The organism is Indolivaga capnocytophagoides DSM 22835 (assembly GCF_000426485.1).
GTDB classification, from domain to species: domain Bacteria; phylum Bacteroidota; class Bacteroidia; order Bacteroidales; family Dysgonomonadaceae; genus Dysgonomonas_A; species Dysgonomonas_A capnocytophagoides.
The window spans coordinates 52,312-69,227 of the sequence record NZ_AUFL01000010.1 but is presented as its reverse complement, the minus strand read 5'-3'; the positions used below and the strand labels follow the sequence as shown (position 1 = coordinate 69,227).

The following is a 16,916-nucleotide window of genomic DNA, read 5'->3' as shown; positions in this document are numbered from 1 at the left end:
GACTATAATCCTAATCAAGAAAAATATCTACCTTTGTAGCGGTTTTGGTGTCACTTCGGACATTCGTTCGTGGTGGTGAAAAGGGAACCGGGTGTAAATCCCGGGCAGACCCGCTGCTGTAAACTCCACGCCAAAGTCTTTGAATAAATACTCATGCCACTGTTTTTCTCAGTGTACAGTTTATGCGGAACAGTTTATTTTTGATAACTGCCTGCTGAAAACCGGTAACTTAAAAACGGGAAGGATATTCGAAGATGGAGCAAGCCAGAAGACCTGCCAAGACTATATATTCTGTAGCTTTCGGGTAAATAAAGCTCATAGAAATACATGTAAAGATTCTAAATACATATATAATGAAGAAATCGTACGAACAATTTTCGGCACGTCAAGAGCTTCTCGACAAGCAGTATGACGAGGCGTATGTGCAAAAGCAGCATAAACGAGGAAAGCTTACGGCACACGAACGGATTTTATTATTGTTTGATGAAGGTACTTTTGAAGAAACCGACGCATACATTCCTCCGGCTGACGCTTCATTCGGAAAATCGGTAAAAGCATTCGGAGACGGTGTCGTAACCGGATACGGAAGAGTAAACGGCCGTTTGGTTTATGCTTATTCGCAAGACTTCAACGTATTAGGAGGCTCACTAGGCTCGAGACATGCCGCTAAAATAGTTAAAATACAAGATATGGCTCTGAAAACAGGATCTCCTGTTGTAGGGCTTATAGACTCCGGGGGGGCACGCATCCAGGAGGGCATCACCGGACTGAACGGATATGGAGATATTTTCAAGCGCAATGTTTATTCATCAGGCGTTATCCCTCAAATCTCAGTTATCATGGGACCGGCTGCCGGAGGTGCAGTATATTCTCCTGCTTTGACCGACTTTATCTTTATGACAGCCGATACCAGCTACATGTTTGTAACAGGCCCTAATGTTGTAAAGGAAGTTTTGAATGAAACAGTATCAACCGAAGATCTGGGCGGTGCATCTGTGCATGGAACAAAATCGGGTGTTGCCGATTTTGTGTACAAAGACGACGAGAACACCATTCTTGGCGTAAAAAAATTACTCTCTTATCTTCCATCCAACAATATGGAGAATCCTCCATTAATAGCTTCCGAGGATGATGTTAAACAGATCACAGATCAGTTACGTAATATCGTACCGGAAGACCCCGATAAACCTTACGATGTAAAAGAGATCGTAGAATTATTGGTAGATAATGGCGAATATATGGAAGTAGCAGAAAATCATGCCGGTAATATTTTTACGGCATTTGCCCGTATTGATGGTCAGGTTGTCGGTATCGTGGCCAATCAACCTAAAGTAATGGCAGGTACATTAGATATCGATTCATCCGTGAAAGGAGCTCGATTTATCAATATTTGTAACTCTTTTAATGTTCCGATCATCACTCTCGAAGACGTTCCGGGATTCCTACCGGGTACAGATCAGGAGCATGACGGCATTATCCGACACGGTGCTAAATTGTTATATGCTTATACATTCGCATCTGTTCCGAAGATTACCGTTATTTTGCGTAAAGCATACGGTGGAGCATATATTGTAATGAACAGTAAAGGTATCGGTGGAGACTTCGTTTTTGCTTGGCCTACTGCCGAAATTGCGGTAATGGGACCCGACGGAGCTATAGCCATCCTTTATCGCAAAGAGTTAGCAGAATCAGAAGATCCTGTTATGCTGAAAAAAGAATTAACACAAAAATACAGGGAAGAAGTAACAAACCCTTATCTGGCTGACGAAAAAGGCTTTATTGACGAAGTGATAGATCCGGCAATGACACGTTCCAAAATTATCACATGCTTGAAAGCTTTGGACAGAAAGACCGAATATCGCCCGAAACGTAAACATGGCAATGTGCCATTATAAGGTCTCAGACCTGTTTATTTACTATTTCGTAAGCATAAAACAGAAAACAGAATGAAAAACAAAAATAGAATCACATCTATTCTCATAGCTAACAGAGGCGAGATTGCAATAAGAATCGCTCAAACAGCTAAGAAGATGGGAATAACATCGGTCGGAATACGCACAGCGAAAGAGCCTAATGCATATTATCTGACTCAGGTCGACCAGATAGTTGATTTTCCCGACAGGGAGAAAAACGATGTACCTGAATTTCTCGATATAGAAAGCCTTGTACTATTAGCAAAACGTAATAAGATAGACGCCATACATCCGGGATATGGTTATTTGTCGGAAAATGCACAATTTGCAATCCGCTGCACCGAAGAAGGAATCATCTTTATAGGACCTTCTCCACGCATTATCCAGAATATGGGTGATAAAGTGATTGCCAAGGAAATAGCAGCTAAAGGAAAGGTTCCTATGCTTGGAGGCAGCCACGGCAGCGTAGATACACTTGATGAAGCAATACAAATTGCTAAGGAAATCGGGTTTCCTCTTATTATCAAAGCGGTAGCAGGAGGAGGAGGACGAGGTATGCGCATTGTCCGCAAACAATCCGAGATAAAACAAATGTATCATTCGGCATCTACCGAAGCATTATCGGCATTCAACAATCCATCGGTATTTATCGAAAAGTACCTTGAAAATCCGAAACATATTGAAGTACAGATTGTGGCGGATGCTCATGGCAATGTAGTCCATTTATGGGAACGTGAATGTTCGGTGCAACGTAAGCACCAAAAACTACTGGAAGAAGCCCCTTCTCCGGCATTAGATGACAAATTACGAAAGAAGATCACGGATGCAGCAGTATCTCTGGCTCGCGAAGCAGGTTATATAAGCCTTGGTACTGTAGAGTTTCTGTTAGATAAGCACGGAGACTTCTTCTTCATGGAAATGAACACACGGGTACAGGTAGAGCATCCCGTAACCGAAATGATCACAGGGCTGGATCTTATTGAATTACAAATCAGAATTGCAAACGGCGAGAAACTTCCAATCACTCAGGATGATGTAAAACTGAATGGATGGGCAATAGAATGCAGGATTAATGCCGAAGATGTACAATCGGGATTTTCGCCTTGTACCGGTACAATAAAGGCTTTGCGTATACCCGAAGGTGAAGGAATCAGAGTAGATAAGGGAGTTGTGGTAGGCTCGGAAATAACACCGTTTTTCGATTCGATGATAGCAAAACTTATCGTTCATGCCGAAAGCAGAGAAGCTGTAATTGAACGAACTCTTGCCGCATTGAATAATTTTCAGATAAAGGGTATTAAGACAACTATTCCATTTGATAAAGCTGTTCTACACAATGAGGTATTCCGCAAAGGAAACTTCGATACGTCTTTCATTGAAAAGGATTTGGAATCTACCGTGTATGTCGAAAAAGACGAAGAACTACTTGCTGCTTTATTTGCTGTATCGCATTACCAAAAGCAAAATAAGCCTATTACCGAAAAGAAAGAAGACTCAGACTTGTGGGCTTTGCGCAATAGAATCAATAATATGTAAATGAGGATATAATGAGTAAAGATAAAACACTTATAGCTTTAGATAAAGCTTCGGCAAAAGAATATCCTTTCGGTATTGAAGAAGGAGAAAAATACACATTCGACGGAAAGCAGTTGGATGTCGATATACAAACAACTCCCGATGGCTTCTCAATTATGACAGTCAACGGGGTCAGTTATCCGGTAGAGATAGTATCCCACCATCAGAATGAATATGAACTGCTGGTTAACGGAGTCGGATATATTTTTTCGGTAGAGACACCTTTCTCGCTGCAACGCCAAAAGATGCTAAGTTCGGAAGCCAGCGAATCGACAACAATCCGCTTGAAAGCACCTATGCCCGGTAAAATACTTGAAGTATTGGTTAAAACAGGAGATTCGGTAAAAGCCGGAGACACATTGCTTATTCTTGAGGCTATGAAAATGCAGAATGCTATTCTAGCCAGCACTAAAGGCATCATCAAGAAAGTATTGGTCAAAGAAGGAGCAACAACAAGCAAAAGCGACTTACTGATTGAGTTAGAAAAAGATATTTAATCAAAAATATCATATTTATTAAGGAAGATACACTCGGATTTATTCTTAGTGTATCTTTTTTATATCCGTTAAGACTAGATAAGACTTCGTAAGTAAGTGTTAACCCGTATTGATATTTATGTTTTACTCCTTTGTATTATCAAATTTAAACAGAGGAAAACATGAAACACTTATTTACGATTTTCACTATTCTAATTGCTATTAGCTTCAGCGTACAATCACAAACGATCAAAGGATGCATTGTAGATGCGGATCATCGTCCTGTGGAATATGCTACCGTTGTTTTGCAAACTCCCGACTCGGTCTATATTAATTCAGTAATGACAGACTCTCTAGGCTACTTTACATTCAAATCTTCACAAAACCCATACAGACTGATTATACAGCACTTGTTATACAATACCAAAGAGTTGCTGTATAACTCGGCCAATACCGGCAATATTGTATTGGATGACTCATCTCGTGCCTTAGACGAAATTACAGTTAAAGGATATCGCCCTGCAGTAACCGTGGCTAATGGTAAACTTACTTATGACATGCCTCGACTATTAGAAAACAAGGCTGTAAGTAATGCTTACGAATCGATACTACAGTTACCGGGTGTAAGAGAGCAAGACGGCAAGATCATTTTAGCCGGAACCAATGGCATAACTATCATCCTCAATGGAAAACCTTCGACCATGTCCATAGATCAACTGATCGAACTATTGAAGAATACACCCCAGACCCGTATCGTTAAAGCTGAAATAATGTACAGCGCACCTCCTCAATATCATGTCCGTGGAGCTGCTATCAATCTGATTCTTGACGGAGGAATAACCGACCAAAATACGTTCCAGGGCCAATTCAACTCTTCTTATTCCCAACGCACATATGAGCGGGTTGATATGGGATTGACTTTGGTATACTCCACACCTAAATTTTCTACGGACTTTATGTACAATATCAATAATGGTAGAAACATAACTAATCTCGATTTAGACTCGAAACATTCATATAACGGCAGCTTATATGATATTCAACAATCTGACAGAGGCAAGTCTCACTTCCAGAATCATAATATACGTATAGGATCGGAGTATAAGATCTCGGATCAGGATAAATTAAGCCTGACATATACTTCAAAACTTAATACTTCATATAATAGTACTCTCCGTTCTTACGGAACATTTTCCGACTCAAAAAATCATAAAACAAATGAGTCTCCAGGGCAAATGCATAATATAGCACTGTCGTACACTTCACATTTCGGTCTTAGTTCTGGAATAGACTATACTTATTATAAAGATAATACTATACAAAACTTTATCGATAACAAAAATGATGCGAATAAAAGTTTCATATCGATGTCTTCGCAAAAGATCAACCGATTAAAGCTTTATGCCGACCAAAGCCACGACTTAAGCAATAGCTGGACTCTCAACTATGGCGGAGCATTTACCTATGCCTCAGACAATGGCAGTCAAACATACAGCAACAAAAGTACCGACCAGCCTCTTACCGACACTCAGAATCAGCTCAAAGAGTACACTTACAACTTTTATTCCGGATTTGAGAAATCCTTCGGGGAAAAGGTCTCTCTTTCGGCATCAATAGCCGGAGAATATTACAAACTGGGCGATTTCAGCCAATGGTCTGTATTCCCTACTCTTGAAATGACTTACATGATCGCTCCCGAACATGTTATGCAACTATCCCTGTCATCAGACAAGTCGTATCCGGATTATTGGGAAATGCACGGAGCGGTAAGTTATCTTAACGGATATACCGAAATACACGGCAATCCTTATCTGAGACCCAGCAAAGACTACAATCTCCGTATGAATTATATATTCAGGAGTAAATATACATTCTCATTGTATACCTCGTACGAAGATGATTACTTTGTTCAGTTACCCTATCAGGCATCAGACAGATTGGCTCTTATATACAAAACGACTAACTTCGATTTTCAGCAATCACTCGGAGCATCTCTTTCCGCACCTTTTACCGTTGGCAGCTGGTTAAACACCCGTCTGGATATGGACGGCTTTTACACCCGCTCGAAAAACAGTAACTTTAATGATATATCGTTCGATAACAGTAAATGGGCCTTATATTCATCTTTAAATAATACAATCAACATATCATCAAAACCCAATATCAAAGCTGAACTGTCGGCAGCTTATCTGACCCCGATCATACAAGGTCCTGGAAATATTACTCGTATGTGGCGTATCGATGCCGGGGTGAAATGGAGTTTTGCCGGAGATAAAGCCGAATTAAAACTTAAAGCCTTTGATATGTTCAAATCATGGAATCCCAAAATGCGGTTACAATATTCGACACAAAATATAAAGATGCACCCGTACCAGGACTCCAGATACCTGACCGTATCATTCTCTTATAAGTTCGGCGGCTATAAAGCCAAAGAAAGAAAAGATGTAGATACTTCCCGATTCGGGCAACAATAAACTACTATTTTACTTAATCACAAGAGCTTCATTTGGGGCAAGGTAAGAGCTTAAAGAAGACCCGACATTGTTTTCCTTTTACGGTTTCTTTAATAAGAAATGGTCTATGGCATCTTTAAGTTCGTGCTTAGGAACAGCACCTTGCCCCATCTGAGGCTCTTCTCCCATAGGTATAAGCAAAATAGTAGGAATACTGCGTATATTAAACAATTCGGCTAATTCAAATTCCTGCTCCGTATTCACTTTATAAATATAGATATCATCTTTATATTCGTCTGCCAGTTCCTCCAATACAGGAGCTAAGGTTTTACAAGGTCCGCACCAATCGGCATAAAAATCAATTATAGCCGGACGGTCTCCCAGATATTTCCATTCGTGAGTTGTTTCATAATTCGCTACTTTGGTTAGAAAACCAATCTTATCAAGTTGAATTGTACCCATTGTTTTATCCTATTTAAGTTATTTCTAATTTTCAGACATTTAACATCCAGAAGGTTACAAAAGTAACAAAATCAAAGACCAGTTATCAGTCAACAGTTATTAGTTATTAGCAATTGTTTATTGATCATTGATTATTGTCAAAAGGTTACAAAGGTAACACACTTTATGACGTTCTTTTAATGTCACTTTATTTCTACATTATCTTATTAATGTCAATCAGTAATTAGTTTGATAAAAATGTTCTTTTATATTATGCTATTTAACTACGCGCAATCACAGATTGCTTGTGTTCCTTTTGGCCAAAGCCCCTAAAGGAACCAAAAGGTCTTTGGCGCCGCGAGGCTCTGCCTATCTGACTACGTTCTCGGGCGAAACTAAATAAAACTCGCTCTACGAGCTCAGACAGCATTTAGTTTAAACGCCCGTTTCACTGGTCAGATTACGGCTTCACCTCTGTATGCGCCCTAGCTGGCGCACAACTTTGCTTGCGCCAGCCTACAAAAGGGTCTGTGACCCCGGGCTGGAGACGTAGTCTTGATCTTTTGTTTCGTTTTGCATCAAGGTAAAATGAAAAACAAGCCCGGGAGGTGCGTTAGGAAATAGCTGAACCTAATAGTACAATATAAAAGAACGATTTATTAGCCATTTAAATCAAAAAGGTAACATCCAAAATGTATTTTTTTATTGTTGCTTCTTTTTCTTATTCTCAAATTTCCTTATTAAACCCCAACTATTTAAAGAACTTTGTATATAGATAAAATATCTTGTTTTATGAATTCCATTTTACTCCCCCACATAACTCAACCAATTTTGATTCCACTCTGACATCTTAAAAACGTTCGGTAATCTTATGTATTTTTCATAACTTTATAGCCCTAATAAATAATAGGAAGTATTTAATGATACTTTAGTTTATAACAAGCTATGGTTGTTTTACTTACCAAAGCTGCAAATAGGTCTGAGACCTTAATATTTGTATGTCAGAAGCAAAAAATATTATCATAAAGGGTGCAAGAGTAAACAACCTCAAGAATATAGATGTTGAAATTCCCCGAAATAAATTTATAGTAATTACAGGGTTATCAGGTTCAGGTAAATCATCATTGGCTTTCGATACACTTTACGCAGAAGGACAAAGACGCTATGTGGAAAGTCTTTCGTCTTATGCCCGCCAATTCCTTGGACGTATGAACAAACCCGAATGTGATTATATCAAAGGCATTCCTCCGGCAATTGCTATCGAACAAAAGGTAAGTTCACGCAATCCCCGTTCTACGGTAGGAACCTCTACCGAGATATACGAATACCTGCGTCTGCTGTTTGCCCGTATCGGAAAGACTATTTCTCCGATATCAGGTGACGTAGTAAAAAAACATCAGGTAAAAGATATTCAGGATAAAATGCGGATATATCCTGAAGGAACCCGTGTGGTAATCCTCACTAAAATTATATTAAGAGACAACCGCAAACTCGAAGAACAGCTCGATATACTTCAAAAAGAAGGCTTTGCCCGAGTAGAGATAGATGGCGATTTTATTCGTATCGACGAGCTGCTCGAATCTAAAAAGAAGATCAAAGACGGAGATGTGCTTCTGGTGATAGACCGCTTAAGTACCTCTCAGGAAAAATCGACATTGAACCGGTTTTCGGAATCAATTGAGACTGCCTTTTTCGAAGGAGAAGGAGAATGTATTGTCCGGTATTATACCGAAAAAGAAGTCGAAACTTATAACTATTCGAAACGGTTCGAAGCGGATGGTATCCAATTTGAAGAACCGACCGAAATGATGTTCAGCTTCAATAATCCGGTGGGAGCCTGTCCCGAATGTGAGGGATTCGGTAAAGTATTGGGAATTGACGAAGATCTGGTCATACCCAATAAAAGTTTATCGGTTTACGAAGATGCTGTTTTTTGTTGGAAAGGTGACAAGATGAGTGAGTGGAAAAACGAATTCATGCAGGCTGCCGTCTCTAAGAATTTCCCGATACACCGCCCCTATTTCGAACTGACCGAAGCCGAACGGGATCTGCTTTGGCATGGAGCACCCGGAATATTTGGAATAGACGCATTTTTCCGCATGCTCGAAGAAAACCAATATAAGATACAATACAGGGTAATGCTTGCCCGATACAGAGGCAAAACGACTTGTCCGGTATGTAAAGGAGCTCGTCTGAAAAAAGAAGCTCTCTATGTTAAAGTCGGAGGAAAATCGATTGCAGATCTCGTATTAATGCCTGTTACCCAACTTAAAGAATTCTTCGACCAGTTGAAATTAGATGAAACAGACGCAGCCATCGCAAAACGGCTGTTAACTGAGATTAATAACCGTATTAAATTTCTGACAAATGTAGGGCTTGGCTACCTTACTCTCAATCGGTTATCGAATTCGCTATCGGGAGGAGAAAGCCAGCGTATCAATCTCGTTACTTCATTAGGAAGCAGTCTGGTAGGATCGCTCTACATTCTCGACGAACCAAGTATCGGTCTGCACTCCCGTGATACAGACTTACTAATAAAGGTATTAAGGGATCTTCAATCAATAGGTAATACCGTAATAGTTGTAGAACACGACGAGGATATTATACGTGCAGCCGATTACATTATTGATATAGGACCTAAGGCCGGACGGCTTGGAGGAGAAGTCGTGTATCAGGGAGATGTTGCTAATCTCAACAAAAAATCGGACAGTTATACAGTAAAATATCTTACGGGAAAAGAAAAAATAGATGTTCCGAACCCCCGCCGTAAATGGAATAACTACATAGAAGTAAAAGGAGCACGCCAGAATAACCTGAAGAATATAGACGTAAAATTTCCACTCAACGTGATGACTGTTGTAACCGGAGTCAGCGGATCGGGAAAATCGTCTCTCATCTGCGAGGTATTGTACAATGCCCTCTTAAAAGTATATAAAGAATCCAGCGGACAGATCGTTCAATATAATGGCTTGGAAGGAGACCTGAAACTGATCAAGAATGTCGAAATGGTAGATCAGAATCCTATTGGCAAGTCGTCCCGCTCGAATCCTGTTACCTACATAAAAGCATACGACGAGATACGTAAGTTATATGCGGATCAACAGCTATCGAAACAGATGCACTTTACACCGGCTTTTTTCTCTTTCAATATGGAAGGAGGACGATGCGAAGAATGTAAAGGTGAGGGAAAGACTACCATAGAGATGCAGTTTATGGCAGATATAACTCTCGAATGTGAGTCCTGTAAAGGAAAACGATTTAAGCAGGAAATACTCGATGTTGAATATCGTGGAATGAATATTTACAATATTCTGGAAATGACGGTCGATCAGGCTATAGAATTCTTTCAGGAAGGTAAATCAAGCAACGAGAAAAAGATTGTAAAACGCCTGAAGGCATTACAGGAAGTAGGATTAGGTTATATAAAGATGGGACAGTCATCTTCGACCCTATCGGGAGGAGAAAATCAACGCGTAAAACTGGCCTCTTACCTGATTGAAGAAAAAACAGAACCTACATTCTTTATCTTCGATGAACCGACAACAGGGCTGCACTTCCATGATGTGAAGACACTATTAAAAGCATTCGATTCTCTAATCGCAAAAGGACATACTGTGGTGATAATTGAACACAATATGGATGTGATAAAGTGCGGAGACCACATCATCGACATAGGTCTCGAAGGCGGTCTCGAAGGTGGATATGTCGTATGCGAAGGCACTCCCGAACAAGTAGCAAAAGATAAGAAATCGTACACAGGTAAATTTCTGAAAGAAAAACTATAAAGTGACTATAAAGATCCGGCGATAAGAGAAATTCTTATCGCCGGATCTCTTTATTAAGCTGCAGAAAGTATTTAATAATGTATTTCTTATCGATTATTCCAAAATCGATAACCTATTCTGATAACCGGAGATAAATCCACATTCGGGATTTTATACTGAACGTCTCCAAAATCGAGGCCCTTATCCTTTCTGCAATATACATGAAATGCAGGTTGAAGATATAACCCTTTCCACAAAAAAAACTGATAACCGATTCCTCCTCCGTAATCTGTACTGTGCAGGTCTTTCTTTATACCCGAACTTCTCTGCTCAACTTCGAACTTATGTAACTCAACAAAACCATACAATTCCAGATTTTTCCATACATTATAGCCAAAGAAAATACCCGGTGATGTTTTATAATACCTCTTAAAATCCTGGGATAAATTATTCACACCTGCTTTTTCGGCATTATAATCTCCCCCGTTTATCAAACTGACTCTTACCCTGAAACGTTCATAACGATAACCTGCACCAATATGAAAACCACCCGTAAAAAACATAGGAAATAAACTTTCGACCTCTAAGGCCTGTTTCGGACTTGTGCTTATATTAGAATTATCCTGAGCAAATAACCCAAACACAGAGAAGAACATAACACACTGAATAATAATCTTTTTCATTTCTGACATTCATTTACTTTAAAACCTCTATGACCTCTAACCAAATATTGATTAGCTAAAAGCAAATTTCAGAAAACAAATCAGGTTATCTTCTCCACATTTGTTACCAAATTATTTTCCCGAAGAAAATATGGAATTACGGATTCTGCTCAAAGATTTAGGAGCAATACCCAGATAGTTAGCGATATGATAAAGAGGAACCCGTTGAAATATTTCAGGATAAGTCTGCATTAGTTTTAAATATCTGTCTGTGGCAGATAATGTCTGTAGATCGATACTCAACCCTACAATCTTCAAATAGGCCTGTTCCATGAGAATGCGGCTAAACCGCTCAATCATCGGAATACGGTCATATAAGCAGGTAAGATTCTGATGTGTTATCACAAGAAGGTTACTGTCTTCTATAGCTTTGATATTCAAATTAGATGGAGAATTATTCAAACGGCTATAATTGTTTGTTACCCATTCGTTCTCAAAAGCAAAATCACTGGTTATCTCGTCCCCATTATCAAGGCTTCTCGAATAAATCAGGGCTCCTTTGTCTATAAATGCTATCTCTTTGCAAACAGCTCTCTCTTGCAAGAAAAAATCTCCTTTTTTCAAATGTACGAAGCTGATATCATTCCTGAGAGAATCCCACTCTTCGGAATTTAAGGAGACAATGGAATCTATATTCGCTTTAATCTTGTCGAAATTATTCAATTCTTCAGATTTTATATAACAAGTATAAACATAAGAAATAATTAGATAGTTTCAGTAGAGATCAAGACCTTTTTGCTACATTAGACAACATAAAGTACATCCACCTAAACAAACAGTTAATAACAATTGAAATGGATCTTCGCCCTATTGATTCTTTTTTTCTGCAGCATGATGAAAATACAAATATATGCTTGCAGTTTTTAAGACAGCATATCCTCAGTTTAGACTCGAATATATCTGAAGCATGGAAATGGGAACTACCCTTTTTTGTCTATAAAGGCAAGAATTGCTGCTATTTATGGATCCACAAGAAGTATAAACAACCATATATTGGATTCGTAGATGGAGCTCTGATAGATCATCCGGCTCTGTTGAAAGAAAAAAGGTCTAAAATGAAAATACTCCTGATAGATCCCAACGAAGATTTACCGATGAAGATTATAAATGATATTCTTCAGAAGATGATAAAAATAAGAACTTAGTTGTTTTTCATTTCTTTAACATCTTTAATTATGGATACAGCGGTAATTTATACTCTATAAAAGAGTAAATAAGGTCTCAGACCTTAGCAATCAAAAGAATTAATAAGAATCAACACTACCGCTTATGAAAAAGACGTTATCATTTTTTCTCGGGATAATAATATTATCCTCTCTTTCAGCATGTAACTCAGGCAAGAAACAACAAACAGAAAACGGTTCCGGAACAAACAGTATCGCAACCTCAAACGAAGGTGTATTAACATGGTCGGCATCTGCAAACAATCAATACTGGGATAAAAACGGGAAAGAGAAATACGCTTATATTGCCGTAAAAATAATGGGAAACGAAAAACAAACAGAAAAAAAACGAGTACCCCTCAATATCTCATTAGTACTTGACAGAAGCGGATCAATGAGCGGTAATGCTATGAAATTTGCAAAAGATGCAGCTAAATTTGTCGTGAAACAATTGTCTTCTGAAGATTATTTATCGATTGTAAATTACGATGACATTGTCGAAGTAACGTCACCGTCCCAACAAGTAAAAAACAAGGAACTGCTGATCGAGAAGATAGATAAAATAACTTCACGAAACATGACTAATCTCAGCGGTGGAACTCTGGAAGGATACAAACAGGTAGCCGGTACAAAGAAATCGAATTATGTAAACCGAGTTCTACTTCTTACCGACGGACTTGCCAATACCGGAATAACCAATCCCATACAATTAAACAAAATAGCTTCGGGCAAGTTTCAGGAAGAAGGCATTGCTCTCTCCACATTCGGACTGGGAAGCGAATACGATGAAGACCTGCTTACACAAATGGCAGAATCGGGTCGTGGAAATTATTACTATATCGATAAGGCAGACCGTATACCCGAAATCTTCGCAAAAGAATTAGAAGGTTTACTTAACGTGGTTGCACAGAATACAGCAGTAACGATTGAATTACCCTCGGGCGTCAAATGTGAAAAAGTATACGGATATCCTCATATTGAAGAAAACGGCAAAATCACAGTTGCTCTGAATGATATCTTCACCAAAGAAGATAAAGTGTTTCTCTTAAAGGTAAAAATCGCAGATTCTCAGGTAAAAGAACTAAATTTTCCGGTAAAGATGGATTATACCGATGCCGAAACTTTCTCATCCAAGTCTGTAACTATAAACCTGACAATGCAGGAAACAACAGATACAAAACAAATAGCAGAACATAAGAGTAAACAGGTAGAAGAACTTATTGCACTATTTGAGGCTACCGATACTTTCGATCTGATTCTTTCGGATGTAGATAAGAATGATTATAGTTCGGCGAAAGAAAAAGCTTCATCTGCCATTATCCGTTTAAAGGCAGTCCAAAAAGACATTCCATCGGAAGAACTCAACAAACAAGAAGTAAAGATGCAGGAATATCTCGACAACATGGACGAAGTACAACAGATGAACAGGGAAGATAAAATGATACTTCAAAAATCTGTAAAGAGTTTAAACTACGAAAGAAAGAAGATGAAAAAGTAAATCTCAGACCTATTTTAACTTACTTAGATAAAACAAAAAAGCTCCGAATATTCGGAGCTTTTTGTATAGATGACATCTCTATTATTATTTATTCAGAATATCCAACTGTACACGTACCGATTCTTCGTGAATAGCTTCAAGGATTACACGCATGAATTCAGGGTTCATTCCCATTTCTGTTGCTTGAGAAATACGTTTTGTCAGAATTTCATCATACCGATCAGTCTGTACGATAGTCATGTCGTGCTCTTTCTTAAAGGTGCCGATTTCTTTCGAAACACGCATACGTTTAGCGATAAGCTCAAGAAGCTGATCATCCAGTTCATCAATCTGACGGCGAAGTCCCGACAAATCCTCAGTTGTTTGTTTCTTTCCATCACGGATAACTAATCCGCCAATAATTTCTTTCAAACGAGAAGGTGTTACCTGTTGAGAAGCATCACTCCACGCATTATCAGGATCGCAGTGAGATTCGATAATCAAACCTTCGAAGCCCAAATCCATAGCCTGTTGAGAAAGAGGAGCTATCAAATCACGTTTTCCTCCGATATGGCTAGGGTCACAGATAATAGGAAGATGCGGGTAACGACGTTTCAATTCGATAGGAATATGCCATTGAGGAAGGTTACGGTAGATCTTTTTATCGAAAGAACTGAATCCTCGGTGTATAGCTCCGATTCTGGTCAGACCGACATTACTCAAACGCTCCAATGCTCCAATCCATAATTCAAGATCAGGGTTCACCGGGTTTTTCACCAATACAGGTATATCCACACCTTGCAGTGCTTCTGCGATTTCCTGTACGGCAAAAGGGTTGGCTGTTGTACGAGCACCGATCCAAAGTAAATCTACTCCGTATTTAAGTGCCTCGTAAACATGTTTTTGTGTAGCAACTTCAGTCGAAACATACATACCTGTTTCTTGCTTTACCGTTTTCAGCCAAGCAAGACCTTCGCTTCCGATACCTTCAAAACCACCCGGTTTGGTACGTGGCTTCCAGATACCTGCACGCATTATTTTCACACCATCCGCTGCCAATTGTGTAGCCGCTGCCATTACCTGATCTTCGGTTTCGGCACTACATGGGCCTGCAATTACCAAAGGACGTTTGGGATCTACTCCCGGAAGTAAGATTGAATCTAGTTTCATCGTTTATATTTGTTTAATTATTTATTTTACCTTCAAAGTCATTATTACATTATCCACATATTCAGTATCGGATAGTTTTACAAAATCAGGATGACGCCCGATTTCCTTAAACCCCATTTTCCCATACAAAGCCAACCCGGCTCTATTAGTCGCATATGTCTCCAGCCAAAGTATTTCAACAACAGGATTTTCTTTTGCCCACTCCAATACTTTTTCGAATAAAAAAGATCCGATACCCAAGCCCCTATATTCTTTCAATATACCGATACCTATACAGGATGCATGGCTCATCATTTTTCGGGTCATACCATTTACGCTTATATTACCCACTATCTTTCCATCAACCTCCGCTAAAAGCAGTAGGCTATTAGATGTATTGAAAGATTGTATCCATTTTTTTTCATCCTCCAAAGAGGGATTAAACTCGCCCTCAACATAAGGTATAAACTCTGTTTCTCCGATATATTCTTTCACAACAGACAGAATTTCTTCTGCATCATCAAGGCTCGCTTGTCTGACAATTAAATGACGGCTATCTCTTAATATATATTCAGAAGGTCTTATCATCGGATCAAATTATTTTTTTCACCCGTTCCAGGGCTTCCTGCAATTGAACATCCTTACAACACAATGAAATACGAATATATCGTTCGCCATTGCTTCCGAATATAAATCCGGGGGTAATAAATACATTCGCTTCATACAGCAATTTATCTGCAAGTTCTTCGCTGCTCTTATATCTGTCAGGGATCTTTCCCCACAGAAACATTCCTGATTGTTTCGGATCGAAAGTACAGCCTAATACATTCATTATCTCTTCTGCTATTTTTCGGCGCGAACGGTAACGAGTATTATTGGCTTCATACCAATCAGCCCCGCATTCCAATGCGGCAACAGCAGCAACCTGCATGGGCTTGAAAATACCACTCTCGATATTACTCTCAACCTTTAGTATCCATTGTATAAACTGTGGATTAGAAGCCAGTATCCCCATACGCCAACCGGGCATATTATGCGCTTTACTCATCGAATTGAGCTCGATACAAATATCTTTAGCTCCTTCAACTTCTAAGATACTGATGGGATAATCATTCAGAATAAAACTGTATGGATTGTCATTGATAATTACTATTCCATGCTTTTTACCGAAAGCTACCAGCTTTTCGAATAATTCCATTGTAGCATTTGCTCCTGTAGGCATATTCGGATAATTTACCCACATCAATTTGGTTTTAGACAAATCGAGCTTCTCAAGAGCATCAAAGTCGGGTTGCCATCCGTTATTTTCATCCAGATCATAAGTCTGTATATTCGCCTGCACCAATTTACTGTTAGACGAATAAGTCGGATAACCCGGATTAGGAACCAAAACCGAATCTCCCGGATTGAGAAACGCAAGTGATATATAAATAATACCTTCTTTAGATCCGATCAGCGGAAGAATCTCATTCGCAGGATTTAATTCAACCCTGTACCATTTTTTATACCATCCGGCAAAAGCTTTGCGCAGTTCGGGTATCCCAATATGAGATTGATAGCCGTGTACATCACTTTTTTGAGAGGTTTCACACAATGCTTTTATTGTTGCATCGGATGGAGGAAAATCGGGACTACCGATTCCTAGGCTGATCACCTTTTTACCATCAGCATTCATTTGTGCAACTTCCTGCAACTTCTTCGAAAAGTAATATTCGCTGATCGAGTCGAGGCGTTGAGCCGGTATTATTTGTTTTGCACTCATAACTTTATATTGATAGTTATT

At 39.2% G+C, this 16,916-nt stretch carries 12 protein-coding genes, 1 pseudogene and 1 riboswitch; of the genes and pseudogenes, 7 read left to right on the top strand and 6 right to left on the bottom strand.

Annotated elements, in window-relative coordinates:
• Positions 1–28 precede the first annotated feature (28 nt).
• A riboswitch (cobalamin riboswitch) is annotated at positions 29–295 on the top strand.
• Positions 296–353: 58 nt separating this feature from the next.
• The 4 genes from K322_RS0105295 to K322_RS0105280 all read left to right on the top strand — a co-directional run bounded on the left by K322_RS0105295 (position 354) and on the right by K322_RS0105280 (position 6,438).
• Positions 354–1,895, top strand: coding sequence for an acyl-CoA carboxylase subunit beta (locus K322_RS0105295; protein ID WP_026625946.1), 1,542 nt, complete (start codon positions 354–356; stop codon positions 1,893–1,895).
• Positions 1,896–1,946: 51 nt separating this feature from the next.
• Positions 1,947–3,449, top strand: a complete 1,503-nt coding sequence (locus K322_RS0105290; protein ID WP_026625945.1) for an acetyl-CoA carboxylase biotin carboxylase subunit — start codon at positions 1,947–1,949, stop codon at positions 3,447–3,449.
• 11 nt (positions 3,450–3,460) lie between these two features.
• Entirely contained in the window at positions 3,461–3,985 is a 525-nt protein-coding gene (locus K322_RS0105285; RefSeq protein WP_246037485.1) for an acetyl-CoA carboxylase biotin carboxyl carrier protein subunit, read from the top strand.
• Between the two features lie 161 nt (positions 3,986–4,146).
• Positions 4,147–6,438 (top strand): outer membrane beta-barrel family protein, encoded by a 2,292-nt coding sequence (locus K322_RS0105280; RefSeq protein ID WP_026625943.1) that lies wholly within the window; start codon positions 4,147–4,149, stop codon positions 6,436–6,438.
• Between the two features lie 78 nt (positions 6,439–6,516).
• On the opposite strand, the pseudogene trxA reads toward K322_RS0105280, so the two are convergent.
• Positions 6,517–6,882: pseudogene (trxA, locus tag K322_RS18655) on the bottom strand (thioredoxin); the annotation flags it as partial.
• A gap of 974 nt (positions 6,883–7,856) precedes the next feature.
• Between trxA and uvrA the strand changes: the two are divergent.
• Entirely contained in the window at positions 7,857–10,643 is a 2,787-nt protein-coding gene (uvrA, locus tag K322_RS0105270) for an excinuclease ABC subunit UvrA (RefSeq protein WP_026625942.1), read from the top strand.
• Between the two features lie 86 nt (positions 10,644–10,729).
• Here uvrA and K322_RS0105265 read toward each other — a convergent pair whose 3' ends face one another.
• Both K322_RS0105265 and K322_RS0105260 read right to left on the bottom strand, forming a co-directional pair.
• Positions 10,730–11,305, bottom strand: a complete 576-nt coding sequence (locus K322_RS0105265) for a porin family protein (protein ID WP_026625941.1) — start codon at positions 11,303–11,305, stop codon at positions 10,730–10,732.
• A gap of 111 nt (positions 11,306–11,416) precedes the next feature.
• Entirely contained in the window at positions 11,417–12,007 is a 591-nt protein-coding gene (locus tag K322_RS0105260) for a Crp/Fnr family transcriptional regulator (RefSeq protein WP_051290652.1), read from the bottom strand.
• A 131-nt stretch (positions 12,008–12,138) separates the two neighbouring features.
• Here K322_RS0105260 and K322_RS0105255 point away from each other — a divergent pair, with 131 nt between their 5' ends.
• Entirely contained in the window at positions 12,139–12,489 is a 351-nt protein-coding gene (locus K322_RS0105255; RefSeq protein ID WP_026625939.1) for a DUF1801 domain-containing protein, read from the top strand.
• A gap of 124 nt (positions 12,490–12,613) precedes the next feature.
• Positions 12,614–14,005 carry a vWA domain-containing protein gene (locus tag K322_RS18650; protein ID WP_051290651.1) on the top strand — a complete coding sequence of 464 codons (1,392 nt, stop codon included), beginning with the start codon at positions 12,614–12,616 and terminating at the stop codon, positions 14,003–14,005.
• 84 nt (positions 14,006–14,089) lie between these two features.
• Here K322_RS18650 and K322_RS0105245 read toward each other — a convergent pair whose 3' ends face one another.
• The 3 genes from K322_RS0105245 to K322_RS0105235 are packed head-to-tail and all read right to left on the bottom strand — an operon-like array spanning position 14,090 to position 16,895.
• Positions 14,090–15,154, bottom strand: a complete 1,065-nt coding sequence (locus K322_RS0105245) for a bifunctional 3-deoxy-7-phosphoheptulonate synthase/chorismate mutase type II (protein ID WP_026625938.1) — start codon at positions 15,152–15,154, stop codon at positions 14,090–14,092.
• A 21-nt stretch (positions 15,155–15,175) separates the two neighbouring features.
• Complete coding sequence (locus K322_RS0105240; protein WP_026625937.1) at positions 15,176–15,721, bottom strand: GNAT family N-acetyltransferase; 546 nt, start codon at positions 15,719–15,721, stop codon at positions 15,176–15,178.
• Between the two features lie 4 nt (positions 15,722–15,725).
• The gene (locus tag K322_RS0105235) at positions 15,726–16,895 is read right to left on the bottom strand and encodes a pyridoxal phosphate-dependent aminotransferase (protein ID WP_026625936.1); all 1,170 of its coding nucleotides are present in this window, start codon (positions 16,893–16,895) and stop codon (positions 15,726–15,728) included.
• Positions 16,896–16,916: the final 21 nt, after the last annotated feature.

Excerpts from the sequence above, each read along its gene's own strand:
- K322_RS0105295 (WP_026625946.1), top strand. The coding sequence starts at position 354 with ATGAAGAAATCGTACGAACAATTTTCGGCACGTCAAGAGCTTCTCGAC.
- K322_RS0105290 (WP_026625945.1), top strand. The coding sequence starts at position 1,947 with ATGAAAAACAAAAATAGAATCACATCTATTCTCATAGCTAACAGAGGC.
- K322_RS0105285 (WP_246037485.1), top strand. The coding sequence starts at position 3,461 with ATGAGTAAAGATAAAACACTTATAGCTTTAGATAAAGCTTCGGCAAAA.
- K322_RS0105280 (WP_026625943.1), top strand. The coding sequence starts at position 4,147 with ATGAAACACTTATTTACGATTTTCACTATTCTAATTGCTATTAGCTTC.
- uvrA (WP_026625942.1), top strand. The coding sequence starts at position 7,857 with ATGTCAGAAGCAAAAAATATTATCATAAAGGGTGCAAGAGTAAACAAC.
- K322_RS0105265 (WP_026625941.1), bottom strand. The coding sequence starts at position 11,305 with ATGAAAAAGATTATTATTCAGTGTGTTATGTTCTTCTCTGTGTTTGGG.
- K322_RS0105255 (WP_026625939.1), top strand. The coding sequence starts at position 12,139 with ATGGATCTTCGCCCTATTGATTCTTTTTTTCTGCAGCATGATGAAAAT.
- K322_RS18650 (WP_051290651.1), top strand. The coding sequence starts at position 12,614 with ATGAAAAAGACGTTATCATTTTTTCTCGGGATAATAATATTATCCTCT.
- K322_RS0105245 (WP_026625938.1), bottom strand. The coding sequence starts at position 15,154 with ATGAAACTAGATTCAATCTTACTTCCGGGAGTAGATCCCAAACGTCCT.
- K322_RS0105240 (WP_026625937.1), bottom strand. The coding sequence starts at position 15,721 with ATGATAAGACCTTCTGAATATATATTAAGAGATAGCCGTCATTTAATT.
- K322_RS0105235 (WP_026625936.1), bottom strand. The coding sequence starts at position 16,895 with ATGAGTGCAAAACAAATAATACCGGCTCAACGCCTCGACTCGATCAGC.